The sequence below is a fragment of the Amycolatopsis sp. NPDC034160 genome (assembly GCF_055575355.1).
In genome coordinates this window covers 79,958-95,156 of record NZ_JBVISU010000026.1, presented here as the reverse complement: position 1 = coordinate 95,156, position 15,199 = coordinate 79,958, and the positions used below count along the sequence as shown (strand labels likewise).

Genomic DNA, 15,199 nt, shown 5'->3' with positions numbered 1-15,199 from the left:
TCAGTGACCGCCGGCCTGGTCGAGCGTGGCGCGGGCTTCGAGTACCGCGTCGACGAGCACGTCGACATGTTCCGGGCGCGTGGTGTAGTTGTTGATGGCCACCCGGAGGTAGGTCTCATCGTTCGGATGGCAGAGCGTGAGATGGACGTCGCCGCGCCGGATCAGCTCGCTGTGCAAGGCGGCGTTGTAGGCGTCGATGTCACCATCGTGCGGGGGTATCGCCCGGAAACAGCAAACGGGGAGCGCCGGATCGGCGAAAAGTTCGAGACCTTCTACCTCGCGCACCCGTCCGGCGAGATACCGGGCGACGTCGAGATTGCCCATGAGCAGACGCTCGTAGCCTTCGCGGCCGAGGTGTCGCAGTGCCAGCCACAATCCCAGCGACTTCCACGGGCGGGCGCCTTCCGGCCCCAGGTGCACGAAGTCGGTACGGCTGTCATGGCTCCAGTAATGTGCCTGTTCCGAGAAGCTGTTCGAAAGCCGATTAGGGTCCCGGACCAGCAGGCATCCCAGCCCATAGGGCAGGAACAGCCACTTGTGCGGATCCAGGGTGACCGAATCCGCCAGCGCGAGACCGGTGAACTCCAGGCGGGTCCGGGGAAGGTCGGCGAAGACCGCGGCCGCCGCACCGTCGATGTGGAACCACATGCCGCGCTCGGCGGCGAGCGCGGCCAGTTCCGCCAGCGGATCGATCGCGCCGGTGGCGGTCGCGCCCGCCATGCCGACGATCGCGACCGGACGGTGCCCGGCGCGCCGATCGTCGTCCATCCGCTCGGTCAGGACGTCGAGGCGGATGGCTCCGCTCCGATCGGCCGGGACGAGCCGGAGCGAGCGCCGGCCCATGCCCAGCATGTCCATCGCCCTGGAGAGGGAATAGTGCGACTCGGCCGACGCGTAGACGGTCGCCTGTGCACCGTCTCCCGTCATGCCGTTGTCCCGCACCTCTTCTCCGAGCACGGCGTCTCTGGCCATCTTCAACGCGGAAACGTTGGCCATGGTCCCTCCCGACGTGAAGATCCCCGGTGGAAGGACCGCTCCCGTCGCACTTCGAAACCCGATGAAGTCGGCCACCCAGGCGAGGGTCTGCACCTCCATCGCGGCCGAGGCGGGGCCCATGCGCCACGCCGCCGGACTCTGGTTCAGCAGGGAGGCGATGCTGTCCCCGAGGACGGCGACGGGGAGTGGACGCGGATGGAAGTAGCCGAAATACTGCGGATGCGCACCGTTGAGGTAACCGCGTTCCAGCACGGTCTCGACGATCTCGTCCATCAACTCCGGCAGCGAAGTGCTCGCAGTCGGCACCGCCCCAGGTGTCCTTGAACTTTCGTAGCCGGATTCGTCGTCGGTCAGGACAGGCCGGGTCAAGGGTGTGCGTTGCGTGTCGATCAAGGCCCCGAAGTACGGTCGCACGGCTTCGATGAGATCTTCCCAGTCCGTCCGGGAAGCTCGGAACGGTTCGTTCGTCATCAGGACTGCTGGCGCGGGACGGGGCCCGAGTAGGTCAGCCCTTTGTCCGCTTCGTCGGTGAGCTGGGAACGGATCTGCCAGAGTGCCGGAAAGAACTGTCGCGTGGTCAGCTTCGCCATCACCTCGAACGGTGTCCCGGCCAACCCGTTCGCCCCGGCGCCGATGGTGCGCTCGATGACCTTGAGATGCCTTGTGCGCCACAGCATGCAGTCGGCATCGAGGTCGACTAGGCCCTCCGCGAGCTGATAGAGGTCCTCGAAACGGGTGTGGTGGACGTAGATCTCGCGTAACCCGATCTCTCGCCGAGACAAGAGCTCGGAGAAGGCGGCGCCCAGGCTCCGGGCGACCTCACGTGTCGCCTTCCAGCCGGGCGAAGAAAATCCGGAGCCGTCTTCCAGCTGGGTCCGGATCTGTTGATACGACCAGGGCGGGATGTGATCGAGCACGTCGAGCTGCCGAGTCAAGTGCTCCAGGCAGGAATGCGCCCGGTGGAGGTGACGGATCGCCGAAAGTATCGAATCGACGCGGATCAGTGCCACAGTGGACTCGAGTTCGTGAGCCAAGAGCTTCAGCCACAGTTCCGACGACTGCTGGACGACGAGAAAGATCATCTCGTCGGAGTGGACGAGCTCGCCGGCTCGCTGAAGGCTCAACAGGCGATCGGTTTGCAGATAGCGCTCGTAGGCGCTGGAAGCCTGCTGGTGTCGTACCGGCGTCATACTTACTCCTACGGGAATCCGCACTTCGTGACGATCCCGGCAAGGCCGGGCAGAGGCCTGAAGCCAGGCTCAACAACCACGAACGGGCTGGGGCAAGGCGTGTTCCGCCTGAGGGTTCTTCCGCATCCGGTAAACCGACCGAAATGCGGCAATGTGCGACGCGTGCTGACCGTAACACGCGACCACAAAGGACAGCCAGGGGAGGTTGCGGGATAAGGCAAAGGTGTCGTGTTGCGTGCGACGTCGGCTCGCGCCGCGGTCTGACGTCTCCAATGTGGCATGGGGGACGCTGACTGTCTCCGATGCCACATCGGGGACATGACCGGTTTCCTCAACGCGACATGAGGGCGGTCGTCGGCTTCGACGGGAACGTGCACCGCAGAGGTGCCGACCACGACAACTTTGCCTTATTCCACAATAGAACCGTCCTCGCCACTCACGACCCCTCACCACGCCGCGGGCCATAACGCGGACCGGTCATGGCGGCGTCGGTCTCGGTGAGCTGGATTTCGGCCGGTGAGCGGATGTGCTGGACCAGCAGCGGCGCCTCGGACCCGATCTTGGCCAGGAAGGTGCCCCGCCCGAGTCCCATGATGGTGTCCTCGGTCCCCGCCGGCAGGTCGTACAGATCGACGCAGGCAAGGGCGTCGCTACGCAATGACTGCCCGAAGATGAACACCGTCTCGGCCTCCTGCAGCAACGAGCGGGCGGCCGATTCCGCGGGCAGATCCGATACGTGATGGAATCCGGCCATCGTCGCCAGGCCGAGTCCGCGCGCGAGTTTCGTGTTGCGCTGGAACACCTTCCCGAGCGCACCCTCCGCTACGTGCCAGCCCTCTTCGACGATGTTGACCGTCTGCATCAGTTGCTGCGAACGCTGCGCGAGCATGTTCGTCTGCCAGGTGTTGATCACCGTCATCACGATCCGCAGCGCCGGCCCCTCGACGGGCAGCGCGGAGATGTCGAAGTGGACCAGACCACTGGGGTGATCGAGCTGGACGTCGGGCGAAGTCTCCCCGTCCACCAGCCCGGCCAGATCCTCCTCGATCATGCGCTCCAAGGCGAAGGCCGGGTCGAAACCCCACTCGCGCAGTTCGGCGACGGGGATGCCGATGTTCTTCGCGGCCTCTGCGGCGGGCCTGATCAGGTGATGGACGATGTCGCCGATCACCGGGACCCGGTCGCGTTCCCGCGCGTCCCTCGTCGCGGCGAACAGCGCGATCCGCAGCGCCTTGCCCTCCCGCTCGCTCACCTCGCGGCCCAGTGCTTCGGCGAGGACGGCGCGAAGCAGCATCATCTGCCCGGTGGGACGGCCCGCCTGCTTACCGCCCTCGCCCGCGTCGCCGAGTGAGATGACCGGGTCGAGCAGGTTCAGCCTGCTTCCGGTGCCGTCCACGGCGAAGCGGATCGACGGTGCGCCGACAGCGCGGGCGAGCCGGGTGTACTCACCTTGCCCCGCTTGGGTTTTCTTGTCGAGAACGACCACACGGCGGCCGGAGAGCAACAGCTGGCGTAGCGTTCCCCAGGTTTTGAGCAGGGAACTCTTGCCCTTGCCGACGTCGCCGATCACCGCGACGTTGGGCGCCGAGACCAGCTTGTCCTCGTAGGCGATGAACGGATCGTGACACACCAATTGGCCGGAAAGCCTGTCGGTGCCGAGGATCAGGCCGCGATGCGTCGTCGGCGGTGAGGAGAGGGCCAGGTTCAGCGCCTCCGCCTGCCGGGTCGTCGACCGCGCGCCGGTCTCGCGGGGCTCGTACCAACCCGCCCGGTCCAGCCAGCGGGTCCGGCGCGGTTCGCGGCGCTTCTTCCGCCGCGGCTCCGGCTCGACCGCCAGAGGCGGAGTCTGCGGTGCCCCCGGATCAAGGGCCACGGCCGCTGAAGTCCGTACCGTCATTTGGGCACCGCCATCCCCCGCGCCAGCGGATAAGTGGTGATCGCCGCCGCGTCGTGCCACGTGTCCTGCCATTCCAGCCTGCCGATCGCGCAGTTGGCCGCGGCGTTGCCGACCCGGGTGGACGCCCTGGCCAGCTCACCCTCGTCGGCGGCGGTGACCGAGAGGGACATCGTCCAGTCGACACCGTGGTGACCGCTGCCGGGTGAGAGATCGTCGAGCCGTCGCCGGGACGCGGACAGCAGCAGTTCGTCGGTACCGTCGCCGACCTGGCCCTTTTCCGCGGCGTTGTGCCTGCTCGCACCGTCGACCGTGACGTCGCGAACGGCCCGTGCCCTGGCGATCCGCGCCGGCACGAACTCCATCCGCACACTGAGCGTCCGGATCACCGCCGGGTTGACCTCGACCAACAGCGGCGCGAGCCAATGCGGGCCGAGCGGCACGGCGCCGATGCCGTCCCTGGGCACCGCGGCCACCCGATGCAGCCAGCGATCGTTCACCGTCATGTGCCCACGACCGGCGCGGTAGTCCTGCCAGCAGTTGTGCCAGCGGATCCCTTCATGCTGATCCACCGGGAACGACGGATCCTGCATCGACCGCAGGACCGCGCAGGTGCGTTGTTCGCCCAGCACCCGCGGTCGCACCAGATCCGCCCGGCTCACCAGATCGGCGAGCCTGGCCAGTTCCTCGCGCACCAGTCCGGCCCAGCCCGTCTCGCCCTGCCCGTGCCGCCGGGCCGCGACAGCGAATTCGCCGTTCAGCGGGAACCTCGCCACGAGGTAGTTCCGGTGTTGTTCCGCGGTGTGTGCCGTGAGGTCGATCAGGTCCTCATAGGACTTGACGAGTGCCTCGATACCCGGCCGTTCGGAGACCCTGGCCGCGACGAAGGCCCGGTGACGTGCCGGATCGTGCGGCAGGATCCGGTTGATCTGCTGAAGGCCGCGGAGGAAGGAGCCGTCCCGGGCCAACTGGGACAGCATCACGCCGTACCGCGCCGACGCCGTCTCGAATTCGGCGACGGTCCGTAACCCCTGAGGCTGGCCGTCGACCTCCATCACCACGGAGAGATAAGGGGCTTCCCCGGGGTTGGAATGCAGCAGGATGAACATGTCCTCGTGCGGGGTTCCGCTGAGGTCGAGCGGTGCCACCCGGCCGAGCGGAGGCGGCAAGACCGCCTGTTCGCTGTCCGGATCGGCGGCGAAGTCGGTGATCCCACGGCGGCGTCGGACGAGGAACCGCCACCGGCGGACCCAGCCCGCCGCGACGGACCGCTGTCCGTTCCACGGATACAGGACGATGACACCGACGAGCAGGACGGTGAGGCCCACGATGGTGCCCGCGACGCCACCGATGCCCAGCCACAACCATCCGGCGAGCAGCCCGGTGACGCCGAGTGCGACACCGGTACGGCCGTCCACTTTGCCCAGCAGGCCGCGGCCGGAAACCTCTCCACCCAGAATCGAAGTACGCATCAGGCACGCCCTCGAATCGGGGACGAAATCTTCTCGGTGTGGGTCTCCGCCTCAAGATGGCCCGGTGGCTCCGGAACGTGCTGCCGCCGCTCGGCCTGTCCCCGGTCACGCTGCGAGTTCCGCCGTTCCCGCTGTCTTTGTTCGTACGCCTGCTCGATGGAATGCGACTGCGCCGGATTCCGCTCGAACGAGGAAGTCGAAAGCGCCGTCCCCCGTTCCAGGGAAACGACGACCGATTCGCGCACCCCGACCGGAGCCGGAGGCCGAGCGCTCGAACGGGCCGAGCCCCCGGTTCGCGTCGCCGGAAGCCTTCGCAGGAGCAGGAAAGGTACCGCGCTCGACAGGACGAGAGCGACGGCCAGCAGGCACAGCTGGATCAGTCCGGGTACCCCCGAGAGGTCTCCGTCGGTCGCGCCGAAAGCGCCGAAAGCCGCGGCGAGCAGCAGGAAGAGCAGTGGCTCCGCGAAGCTCAGACCGAGCCAGAGGCCGGGCGCCCACCGCGCCTTCGGCCGCCACACCGGATGCACCAACATGCCCCAGCCGACTCCGGCGACGATCCCGGCGACCGGCAGACCGATCTTCTCCACGGCGAGGATGAGGAAGATGCCGAGCGCGCCGAAGACGATCAGCATCGAAACGAGCAAGCCCACGAACGCCCCGCCCGGCAGCTTGTCCGCGGTGATCCCGGCCAGTTGCTCCACCCGGGCCCCGCTCTGGCCGATGGTGGCCGCACCCCAGCCGGTGATCCCCTCGGTGGCCGCGTTGACGACGTTCGAGATCAGCACCCCGATCGCCGGGGAGAAGACGATCAAGAACACCGCCAGCGGCAGGTATTTGAACAGGGATTCGCGCAGCTCGTCACGTCCCCCGCGGCGCAGGCTGTGCAAGACCGCGAAAATGGCCGCGAAGGCCATGACCACCAGCCCCAGGCCCGCCGCGGCGGCGTACTGGGTGAGGAAGCCCGGCGTCGCCGGACTGATCTTCTCCTGCTCCCCCAAGCCGTTCAATACCTGCTTGACGAGATCGAACGCGGAGGCGTGCACCGAGTTCGCGAGGTCGTCGAGCGGGGTGGACGGATCGGGGACGAACTCCACGAGGTGACCGCGGCCGTCGATTCCAGGCATCTCATGCCTCTCAGAACACGGCCAGAACGGCGCCGAAGATCAGACCCAGGCTCGCCAGTACGGCTAGGCCGATCACGGAGCGTTTGAGCGAAGCGGAATGTCCCGCGACCGACGTGTGGTAGCCGTGCCGCTTCGCCGATTGCAGCTCCAGCGTCGCACGGATCGTGCCGAAGGCGAACACGACGAACGCCAGGCCCCACACGCCACCGAGCAGCTTCTTCCAGGCGGCGTTGAATTCGACGCCGAAGACGCCGAAGTCGGGCGCGACACCGTCGAAGGGATTCGGTGTTTGAGCGAGAAAGTGAAGGATCATTGGTTCGCGGCCTTCCCGTGCCGTCGGCTGTCGAGTTGAACGACCTGGTTCGGTGCCCTCTGCGGCAGCATCACCGGGCGGTTTCGCGAGGGCAGGTGTTTCAGCGCGTTCGAAACCGCGGTCACCAGAGGTTCCCACCGTGCTTCGTCGTCGGGCGGAACGACTCCGCCGGGCAGTTTGACGCGGACCACCGCGGCTGTCCGCTCCGCGAAGGTCTTGATGATCTTGCGGCCGAGTATTCGGTGCGCGCCGGTCTGGATGCCGACGACGATCGCCGTGCTCACCAGATCCGGACGGCCTTCGGCCGCCAGCCGGTCGAGCATCCACCAGGCCGCCCTTGCCGCGTGGAAGTCGTCGGGGACCGGGAGGACCAGCTGGTCGGTGGCCCAGCTCTGCCGTCGCCAGTCGGTGCCGTGCGGGTCGGCGGGCATGTCGGCGACGACGAGGCCGTCGCGCCTGATCGTGCCGACACCATTCCACAGCCGCACGTTCACATGGCGGGGTTCGAGACCGGCGTAGAGCTTCCTGGCGACAGTGCTCTTGAACGTCCGTGGCTGGACGTTGGCGACCGTGACAAGCCCAAAGACGGCTTCGGGAGCGGCCTCTTCCGGCGCTTTCTTCTGCTTTCCCTTACGCCCTTCCGGGCGGCGGGCAGGCGCGGGCGGCTCCGGGGCCGGGGGCGGCTGGTAGGCGACGGGCCTGCTCAGGTCGACGGGTTGTTCGGCTTCGTAACCCGGCGGGTGCTCAGACATGCTGATCAGCCCCTCCTCCTGGACTGGGCCGGACGACTTCCGCCCGGAAGTCCCCGCCGGTGCGCACCGGGGAGATCTTGACGACATCGCCGCTCTGCGGCGCTTCCACCATGTACGGGACGCCGTCGACAACGCCGAGGAACAGCGCCACGTGGTGCACGACGGCGCCGTAGAACACCAGGTCCCCCGGCAGGGCGGAACCCCACGGCACGACGGCCCCGCCGCCGGCGTGCTGCGCGCGTGACGTCCGTGGCAGGGAAACACCGACCTGGGCGTAGGAATAGAGCATCAGTCCGCTGCAGTCGAAACCGACCTTGGCGAAATCCCCGTTCGCGTCGGCGACACCGCCGTCACGGATGCCGCGGGACGGCCCGGCTGCGGTCCCGCCGCCCCAGGCGTACGGCGTGCCCAGCCAGGAGAGCGCGGCCGCGAGTACTCGCGCCGTCTCCGGGGTCGGCGCCTGCACCGTTCCGGCGAGGCCCGCCCCCGGTGGCAGTTCGACGTCGACCCCGTTGGCCCGCACCGCCGTCGGTCCACTTCGGCCAGTCTGGCAGGTCATCGCGGCGGTGCCGTCGTAGAGCACGTTCGCCAGCGACTCGGCCAGCGGCTGCCAGGGTTCGTACTTGCTCGCTCCGGCGCCGCTGGCCTGGACGACCTGGCCGATGTCGGCGTTGGAGCGGGCATCGGTGTCGTAGCCCGGAACCCGGGCGAGCAGCACGGTGAAGAAGCCCTTCGCCGCCATGCCCGCGTTCTTCCGGTCGTAACCGGCGTAGGCGTTGTTCGGTCCCGGCGCGATCTGCTGGAAGGCGCCGGTCGCCCGGCCGACGACCACGCCGGCTTCGAATCGGGATTCCTGCCTCGCGATCTGCAGGGCGATCACGACACCGCGCCGGGTGATCGCCATCCCCTTCGCGGTGGCGACGATGGCCTTGGCGACTTCGAGCTGCGGCAAAGCGAGGTCCGGAGTGGCGGTTCCGCCCGGCGCGGGTGCCGCCGTCTGAGGAGCGGCACCGGTGCAGCTCAACGCCTCCGCCTCTTCCGGGCGCGGCAGCACCAGCAGCAGACCACCCACGGTGAGCACCACGACGGCGAACAAGGCCTTGAGCCGCATCAGCCGGCCTCCACCCTGGTGTCGACCAGCCAGCGTCCGTCGGTCTGCCGGAGCACCCGGCGCACCGAACGGACCTGCTCGGTCTCGAAGGCGACACCTGCCGAAGAATTGACGCGGCGGGCCGAAAGCACCAGATAAGCCACGTCGGCGCTTTGCGGCGCTTCCGGGCTCGGCATCGCGGTCACTTCGTCGCAACCGCTGCTCAGCTGTTGTTCCCGCATGCTCCGGTAGGTGTCGTCGGTGTCGCCCTCGCGGCGGTCGTCCTTGGCCGCGGACGGAGTTTGGTAGCGCGCCGCGCGATCGAGATTCGCGTTGATCGGCTCACGCCAGTCGAGCTCGCACCACTGCCGAAGCCATTCGGTGCTCACGGCCACGGAATCAGCGAAGACGCCGTCGGAATGGGGGTTTTCGACGGTCGACAGGGGAATCACCGCGGTGGGAACGCTCTGCACCGGGGGCCGGGCAGCGACGGAACCGACCGGAACCCGTGTGGTCTCGGCCGACGACCGAGGCGTGGACGGGTGGGCGTCGGAAGGAGCCGCGGTCCCGCAGGCCGTACAGCCCAGTGCGACGAGCAAGGGTACGGACAGCACGGCACGCATCACTTTCACCTCCGAGTCCACTTGAGCGAGTAATCGCATTCTGTGGAGCACCCCTGACCAAAGCCAGCGAAGTCCGTTGTTTATGTCCGAACTGCTCATCGCCGGGGTGCGCTCGGGCAGTGACGGCCGTTTTTCAGCCGTTCCAGACGCTCTTCAGCCGCGACCCGGGGTGCCAGAAGTTCCCTAATTCCCCGGTGATCCGCAATTCCTCCTTGCCACCGAGCTCCGACGGCCAGAGTTGAACCAGCGCTTCCGCCATCGGGATGCGCTCGACTCCGGGCTCCACGGCGTCCCGGGGCGAGGCCCGTACGTGATAGCGAAGGCGGTAGTCACCCGGGCCCGGTAGGTCCAGCGGGCTCGCCAGCGTTCGCGACCAGTCCAGCAGCGCGGCCAGCCCGGTCGCCGACCGGTAACCGAACTCGATGACGTCGTCGTAGGCCTCGATCACGTTTTCCGGCTCGTCGGCGTACAGCTGGGTCACGACCCGTACCCGCTTCACCGTCCACGGCACCTGAAGCCGCAGTTTTCCGCCCGCCGCGGTGACCATCCCGGACCAGGTGGAGATCCTGGGATTGATCAACGCGGTGTTCTCGCTGAGATAGAAGTACGGATGCTGGGCATCGAGTACACGGTCGATCCGAGCGGGATGCGCTGCTGTGACGTCGCCGGCTGACATGGTTTCCTGTGTACTGCGTGCCGTTGTCTCGCACAGCACACTGGAAATGATCCGAGACTTCCGTCAACGAACGCTGCCCGAGTGCGCGACCTTCCGGGCGCTAACGAGCGAAAAGGGCGAATCGGTCGAGATCGATCCCCCGCATGAGCTCGAGCGACGAGCGCAGCGTTCGTTCGGCGGATTCGTGGTCGCAGCGTTCCGAAGCGCGGAGGGCCTCGGCCGCGTTCGAGAGGCCGACCATGAGGTCCACGCGCTCACGCGCCGGCGCGTCGATGTCCTCGATGCCGGCTTCGAGGAGCCTGTCCACGTAGTGATCGAGCCAGCGGGCCAGCTCCAGGGCCGGTACCAGCACACCCGACGGCATGAGCGGAGCCTCCCCGTCGCCGTTGCCACCCTCCAGGCCGGACCACGTGTTCCCCGCGGACCGATGGCCGTACCCCTCTGAACGCACGATGCCCCGTTTCGTCGTCGTGGTTGTGCACAGGCTCGTTCGAGCGACCGTCGTTTCCGACGGACTTCGCATTTTTTCGCGACGACCGCGTGTGGACCACCGCCATTCAGCCGCATTCCAACACCGATCGATGCCCCGGAAACTGGAACACCGGAAAAGCAGCAAATTACCATCCTGGAATTCCTTCCGCGCACGACGAAGACGGGGGCGGGGGAAGAACAGGCAACCATGGTGAACGAACGGACAGCCGGTGCCGCAGAACGTTTGCCTTGCCGGAAGCCATGGTGGACGGTCTGGTGACTCGAGCCGGGTGAGCCGGATTCGACCACCGCGGGCCGGAGAGAGGTGCCCTCATGAAGGCTGCCGTCCTACACGGAAAGCATCGGCTGACCGTGGAAAAGGTTCCCGACGCGGCGCTGCGACAACCCGGTGACGCTGTCGTCCGCGTCGTCGCCGCCGGCATCTGCGGCACCGATCTGCACGGCTACCAAGGACTTCCCGGACCTGTTCAAGGCCCTCGATGCGGGCACGAGTTCGTCGGCGTGGTCGAGGATGTCGGCTTCGACGTCACCACCCTGCGCCCCGGAGTGATGGTCGTCGCGCCGTTCAATTTCGCCGACGGGACCTGCCCCACCTGCCGGATCGGCTTGTTCAGCGCCTGCGCCTCGGGTGGCATGTTCGGCGTGGACGGCGACGGCGGACAGGCCGAAGCGGTCCGGGTCCCGTTCGCCGACGCCAATCTGGTGGCGGTGCCGGTGGACCGGAACGATGAACGACTGCCCTCCCTGCTCGCCCTCACCGACACGATGGCGACCGGACTCCACGCCGTCCGGGCGGGTCGGGTCGAACCGGGTTCGTCGATCGCCGTCCTCGGTGACGGCCCCGTCGGGTTGTGCGCCGTGCTCGCGGCCCGGGAGGCCGGGGCCGGCCGGATCATCCTGGTGGGGAGACACGAAAACCGGCTACGGAGCGGCAAGGAATTCGGTGCGACCGACACCTTCCGGGCCGTCGGAGCCGAGAGCGTGGCCGAATCCGTCGATTTCGTCCGCGCGGCCACTCAGGGGATCGGCGCCGACGTGGTGGTGGAATGCGGCGGCAGCCCGCAGGCGCAGACCACGGCCTTCGCACTGTGCCGGGACGGCGGGACCGTCTGCGTGATGGGCGGACCGCCGATCGCCGACGTCACACCGGTCTTCTTCCGCGGTATCACCCTCACCGGCGGCCTCACGCCGGTCCGCGCGTACCTCCCGGACCTCGTCGAACGAGTGCTGGCGGGAACACTGAACCCGGGTTCGATCTTCGACAGGACGGTGTCCCTGGACGACATCGAGTCCGGTTACGAAGCGATGAACACGCGTACGGCCACCAAGGTACTGGTAAGGCCATAAGAAAACGAGAGCGATGCTTCTGATCGCGCACAGTCACATTTTCGGTATTCGCAGAAAGCGAAGAATCACATGACACGAAAGACCTACCCACGAGTGGTCACGGCGATCATCCTCTCCATCGCGATGATCCCCGCCTTCACCCCGGCTGCGGCTTCCGCACCACGGCAGCATCAGCAGACTTCGCACGGATCGTCCACCGTGATCAAAGAAGCGATGAACAGGACGATCATCCTCGGCTTCTTCGACGCGCTGAACCGCGGGAACCTCGGCCACCTCGACCACGTGGTGCGCCCCGACCTCATCCAGCACTATCCCGCGATAGCCGACGGCAGGGCCGACTTCCGCCGTTACCACGCGGACCTGCGGGAGCGGAACCCGAATCTGCGGTTCTCCGTGAAGAGGACGGTGGCCCAAGGCGATCTCGTCGTGGCACACAGCCACTTCCTGCCGAAAGCCGGCGATATGGGTATCGCCAAGGTCAACGTTTTCCGGCTGAGCGACGGGAAGATCGCCGAACACTGGGAAGTCAACGAAGCCGTCCGACCGCAGGGTATCGGCAACGACATGTTCTCGACACTCAGCTCGCCCCGGATCTCCAGGCCACTGCCGCTGTCCACGGAAGCCACCAGCGAACGTGTCGGACGGGCGGCCTTCGCGGAGATCATCAACCAGCCGAATGACGAAATCCGCCTGGAAGCGCTGGATCGCTATATCGGGGACAACACCTATTACCAGCATTTTCCGAATGTCCCGAATGGTAAAGCCGCGCTGCACCAGTTCGTTCATGACGCGTTCGCGGCGCAGCCGGAATATCGGGCCAACGTCAAGACGGTCGTCGCCGAGGGTGATCTGGTAGCGGTCGTCATCCACCTGGAGAAATTGTTCGACATCGAGAACAGCGTCAGTATCGACCTGCTCCGGGTCCGCGACGGGAAATTGCTGGAGCACTGGGCCAGCGGGGAGGAAATCCCCGCGACCTCGGCCAATCCGCACACGATGTACTGAACCGTGGCCGACGTGACGCGGGCCGGGAAGGCGCCTCTGTGCGAGGCACGATCATGACCCTGCCCGCGTCACCACCGCCACCACGCGTCACCTGGCCCGCCACCCCGCTCATCCTGGTGGCGATCGCACTCGCGGCGGTCGTGGCCTGGGCGATCCGGGACTGGGCGTCCTATCTGGACATCGCACTGAGCCGGCCGTCTTCCCGCCCCGCGAGTACCGGACACCATGCCGTAGTCGGCGGGACACCCACCCCGCCTCCCGCCATCGCCGCGCGAGCGGTCCCCCATTTCCTCGGGAGCACGCTGCTCGTCGCGCACGTGACGGCGGCGAACGTACTGCTCGCGGCCGCGGCCGCCCGACGGTGGGTGTCGGGGCGCATCGCGGCCACACTGGTCTTCGCGACCGCGTCCGCCGTTCTCACCGCTTCGGCCACGATCCCCTTGGCGAAACTCACCGTGGGCGACGCCATTTCCCCCGGCAACACGCTCTCCGCCGCGATCACCGTATTGCAGTACTCCTTCGTACTCGCTCTCGTTCTCGCGGCCACCCTCCACCCGCGGCTACTTCCCCCTCCCCTTGAAGGTGATCGACGTGTTGAGCAGAAGAGACGCGATCAAACTCGGTTCCGCGGCCGGTGCGGCGCTGATCTTTCCGACGAAACAGCTGGCGTCCGCGGTCTCTGACGATCCGCTGGAGCTACCGCCCTTCTCAGTGCCGCTTCCCCTGCCTCCCGTGCTGAAACCCACCCGGCGCACGGGGGACACGGACTTCTACGACATGCGGATCGCGGAGTCTGAGCACGAGATCCTGCCGGGCATACGGACCAGGGCACTCACCTTCAACGGAGGCTTTCCCGGCCCCACTCTCCGTGCCCACCGTGGTCGCGCCGTGGTGATCAGGCAGGTCAACGGCATGGCATCCCCGGCGACGGTGCACTTGCACGGCGCGAACGTGCCGGCGTCGAGTGACGGGCACCCGATGGACCCGATCGCGTCCGGGCAGTCCAGGGTGTACCGGTATCCGAACGACCAGCTGGCCGCCACACTCTGGTACCACGACCACACGCATCACCTTGAAGGAGAACAGGTCTATCGAGGGCTTTCCGGCGCCTACCTCCTGTCCGATCCGGTGGACGCGCTCCTTCCCCTCCCCAGCGGCGAATTCGACGTTCCGTTGATGCTCAGGGACGCGAAACTGAACGGCGACGGCCAGCTCGTCTTCGTGAACGACGACTTCATGAACCGGCCGACGATCCTCGTCAACGGCCGTCCTCAGCCCTACTTCGAAGTCAAGCGGCGGTTGTACCGGCTCAGATTGATCAACGTCTCGAACCTCGAGGTGTTCAAGTTCCAGCTCTCCAACGGAGCACGGTTCCTGCAGATCGCGTCGGACGGCGGTTTCCTGCGCGTGCCGGCGGTACGGCAGGAGATCGACCTGTGGCCGGCGGAGCGCGCCGAGGTGCTGGTGGATTTCCGGTCGGCGCCGACGGGAACCGCCATCGCGCTGCGGAACGTCGTCGCCCTGTCCGACAACAAGCGTGACCTCCTGCAGTTCCGGGTCGGCGGCGGCGCGTCATCGGCCAAGCCGGAACTCGCCATCCCTGGTTGGACAGGTGTACGGACGCCTTTGGCACAGGCCAAGATTCCGGGATGGCCGTCCACGAATCCACCTCGCGAGCGCGTGGCGAACAGGCGGCGTTTCGTCCTGCGCTTCGACCCCGCCACCGGCGGATTCCTGATCAACGACCAGGGTTTCGACCCGAATCGCGTGGACGCGAGAATCGAGCAGGGCTCGACCGAGATCTGGGAGATCGTGAACGGTGACGCCGCCTTCGGTATCCCGCACACCATGCACCTGCACCTCGTGCAGTTCAGGGTGCTGGATCGGAACGGGAAACCGGAGCCCGGCCACGACGCCTATCCGAAGGACACCGTACGGCTGAACCCCGGAGACGTCGTCCGCATCGAGGCGACGTTCGATACCCATACCGGCCGGTATCCGTTCCATTGCCACTTCCTCGACCATGCGACGCACTCGATGATGGGCCAGTTCGAGGTCGTACCGCGCCGGTGAGTCACCCCTGAGAACGTGCCTCCTCAAGGAACTCTGGGCCTCTGTCCGCAAGGAACACCTCCTGGCGACCGAGTGCCCGATTTGCACCTCTTTGTCCTGTTCCACATGGGGTCGTGAGTGGCGATTCGGGTTAGAACCCGAATCGCCACTCA

The 15,199-nt window shown here is 67.0% G+C and carries 15 protein-coding genes; 4 read left to right on the top strand and 11 right to left on the bottom strand.

Annotated elements, in window-relative coordinates; translation table 11 throughout:
• The 11 genes from ACZ54P_RS35050 to ACZ54P_RS35000 form a co-directional block, all read right to left on the bottom strand.
• Positions 1 to 1,467: a pyridoxal phosphate-dependent decarboxylase family protein gene (locus ACZ54P_RS35050; protein WP_465465902.1), complete on the bottom strand. Its 1,467-nt coding sequence runs from the start codon at positions 1,465 to 1,467 to the stop codon at positions 1 to 3.
• Positions 1,467 to 2,186 carry a tryptophan 2,3-dioxygenase family protein gene (locus ACZ54P_RS35045; protein WP_465465901.1) on the bottom strand — a complete coding sequence of 240 codons (720 nt, stop codon included), beginning with the start codon at positions 2,184 to 2,186 and terminating at the stop codon, positions 1,467 to 1,469. Before ACZ54P_RS35045 ends, ACZ54P_RS35050 begins: the two co-directional genes overlap by 1 nt.
• 436 nt (positions 2,187 to 2,622) lie before the next feature.
• A complete protein-coding gene (locus ACZ54P_RS35040; protein WP_465465900.1) occupies positions 2,623 to 4,083 on the bottom strand; it encodes an ATP/GTP-binding protein in 1,461 nt (486 codons plus the stop codon).
• Positions 4,080 to 5,552, bottom strand: coding sequence for an SCO6880 family protein (locus ACZ54P_RS35035; protein ID WP_465465899.1), 1,473 nt, complete (start codon positions 5,550 to 5,552; stop codon positions 4,080 to 4,082). The genes ACZ54P_RS35040 and ACZ54P_RS35035 overlap by 4 nt, the downstream gene beginning before the upstream one ends.
• The gene (locus ACZ54P_RS35030; RefSeq protein ID WP_465465898.1) at positions 5,552 to 6,676 is read right to left on the bottom strand and encodes a hypothetical protein; all 1,125 of its coding nucleotides are present in this window, start codon (positions 6,674 to 6,676) and stop codon (positions 5,552 to 5,554) included. The genes ACZ54P_RS35035 and ACZ54P_RS35030 overlap by 1 nt, the downstream gene beginning before the upstream one ends.
• A 10-nt stretch (positions 6,677 to 6,686) precedes the next feature.
• Positions 6,687 to 6,989, bottom strand: a complete 303-nt coding sequence (locus ACZ54P_RS35025; RefSeq protein WP_465465897.1) for a hypothetical protein — start codon at positions 6,987 to 6,989, stop codon at positions 6,687 to 6,689.
• Positions 6,986 to 7,741 carry a hypothetical protein gene (locus ACZ54P_RS35020; protein ID WP_465465896.1) on the bottom strand — a complete coding sequence of 252 codons (756 nt, stop codon included), beginning with the start codon at positions 7,739 to 7,741 and terminating at the stop codon, positions 6,986 to 6,988. Before ACZ54P_RS35020 ends, ACZ54P_RS35025 begins: the two co-directional genes overlap by 4 nt.
• Positions 7,734 to 8,852: a C40 family peptidase gene (locus tag ACZ54P_RS35015; protein WP_465465895.1), complete on the bottom strand. Its 1,119-nt coding sequence runs from the start codon at positions 8,850 to 8,852 to the stop codon at positions 7,734 to 7,736. Before ACZ54P_RS35015 ends, ACZ54P_RS35020 begins: the two co-directional genes overlap by 8 nt.
• Positions 8,852 to 9,454, bottom strand: a complete 603-nt coding sequence (locus tag ACZ54P_RS35010) for a hypothetical protein (RefSeq protein ID WP_465465894.1) — start codon at positions 9,452 to 9,454, stop codon at positions 8,852 to 8,854. The genes ACZ54P_RS35015 and ACZ54P_RS35010 overlap by 1 nt, the downstream gene beginning before the upstream one ends.
• A 133-nt stretch (positions 9,455 to 9,587) precedes the next feature.
• Positions 9,588 to 10,130: a hypothetical protein gene (locus ACZ54P_RS35005; RefSeq protein ID WP_465465893.1), complete on the bottom strand. Its 543-nt coding sequence runs from the start codon at positions 10,128 to 10,130 to the stop codon at positions 9,588 to 9,590.
• Between the two features lie 100 nt (positions 10,131 to 10,230).
• Positions 10,231 to 10,581 (bottom strand): hypothetical protein, encoded by a 351-nt coding sequence (locus tag ACZ54P_RS35000; protein ID WP_465465892.1) that lies wholly within the window; start codon positions 10,579 to 10,581, stop codon positions 10,231 to 10,233.
• Positions 10,582 to 10,934: 353 nt separating this feature from the next.
• Between ACZ54P_RS35000 and ACZ54P_RS34995 the strand changes: the two genes are divergently transcribed.
• The 4 genes from ACZ54P_RS34995 to ACZ54P_RS34980 all read left to right on the top strand — a co-directional run bounded on the left by ACZ54P_RS34995 (position 10,935) and on the right by ACZ54P_RS34980 (position 15,047).
• The gene (locus tag ACZ54P_RS34995; protein ID WP_465465891.1) at positions 10,935 to 11,969 is read left to right on the top strand and encodes a zinc-binding dehydrogenase; all 1,035 of its coding nucleotides are present in this window, start codon (positions 10,935 to 10,937) and stop codon (positions 11,967 to 11,969) included.
• 69 nt (positions 11,970 to 12,038) lie between these two features.
• A complete protein-coding gene (locus ACZ54P_RS34990; protein ID WP_465465890.1) occupies positions 12,039 to 12,974 on the top strand; it encodes a nuclear transport factor 2 family protein in 936 nt (311 codons plus the stop codon).
• Positions 12,975 to 13,012: 38 nt separating this feature from the next.
• A complete protein-coding gene (locus tag ACZ54P_RS34985) occupies positions 13,013 to 13,657 on the top strand; it encodes a hypothetical protein (RefSeq protein ID WP_465465889.1) in 645 nt (214 codons plus the stop codon).
• A complete protein-coding gene (locus ACZ54P_RS34980) occupies positions 13,566 to 15,047 on the top strand; it encodes a multicopper oxidase family protein (RefSeq protein ID WP_465465888.1) in 1,482 nt (493 codons plus the stop codon). The genes ACZ54P_RS34985 and ACZ54P_RS34980 overlap by 92 nt, the downstream gene beginning before the upstream one ends.
• The last annotated feature ends 152 nt before the right edge of the window (positions 15,048 to 15,199 follow it).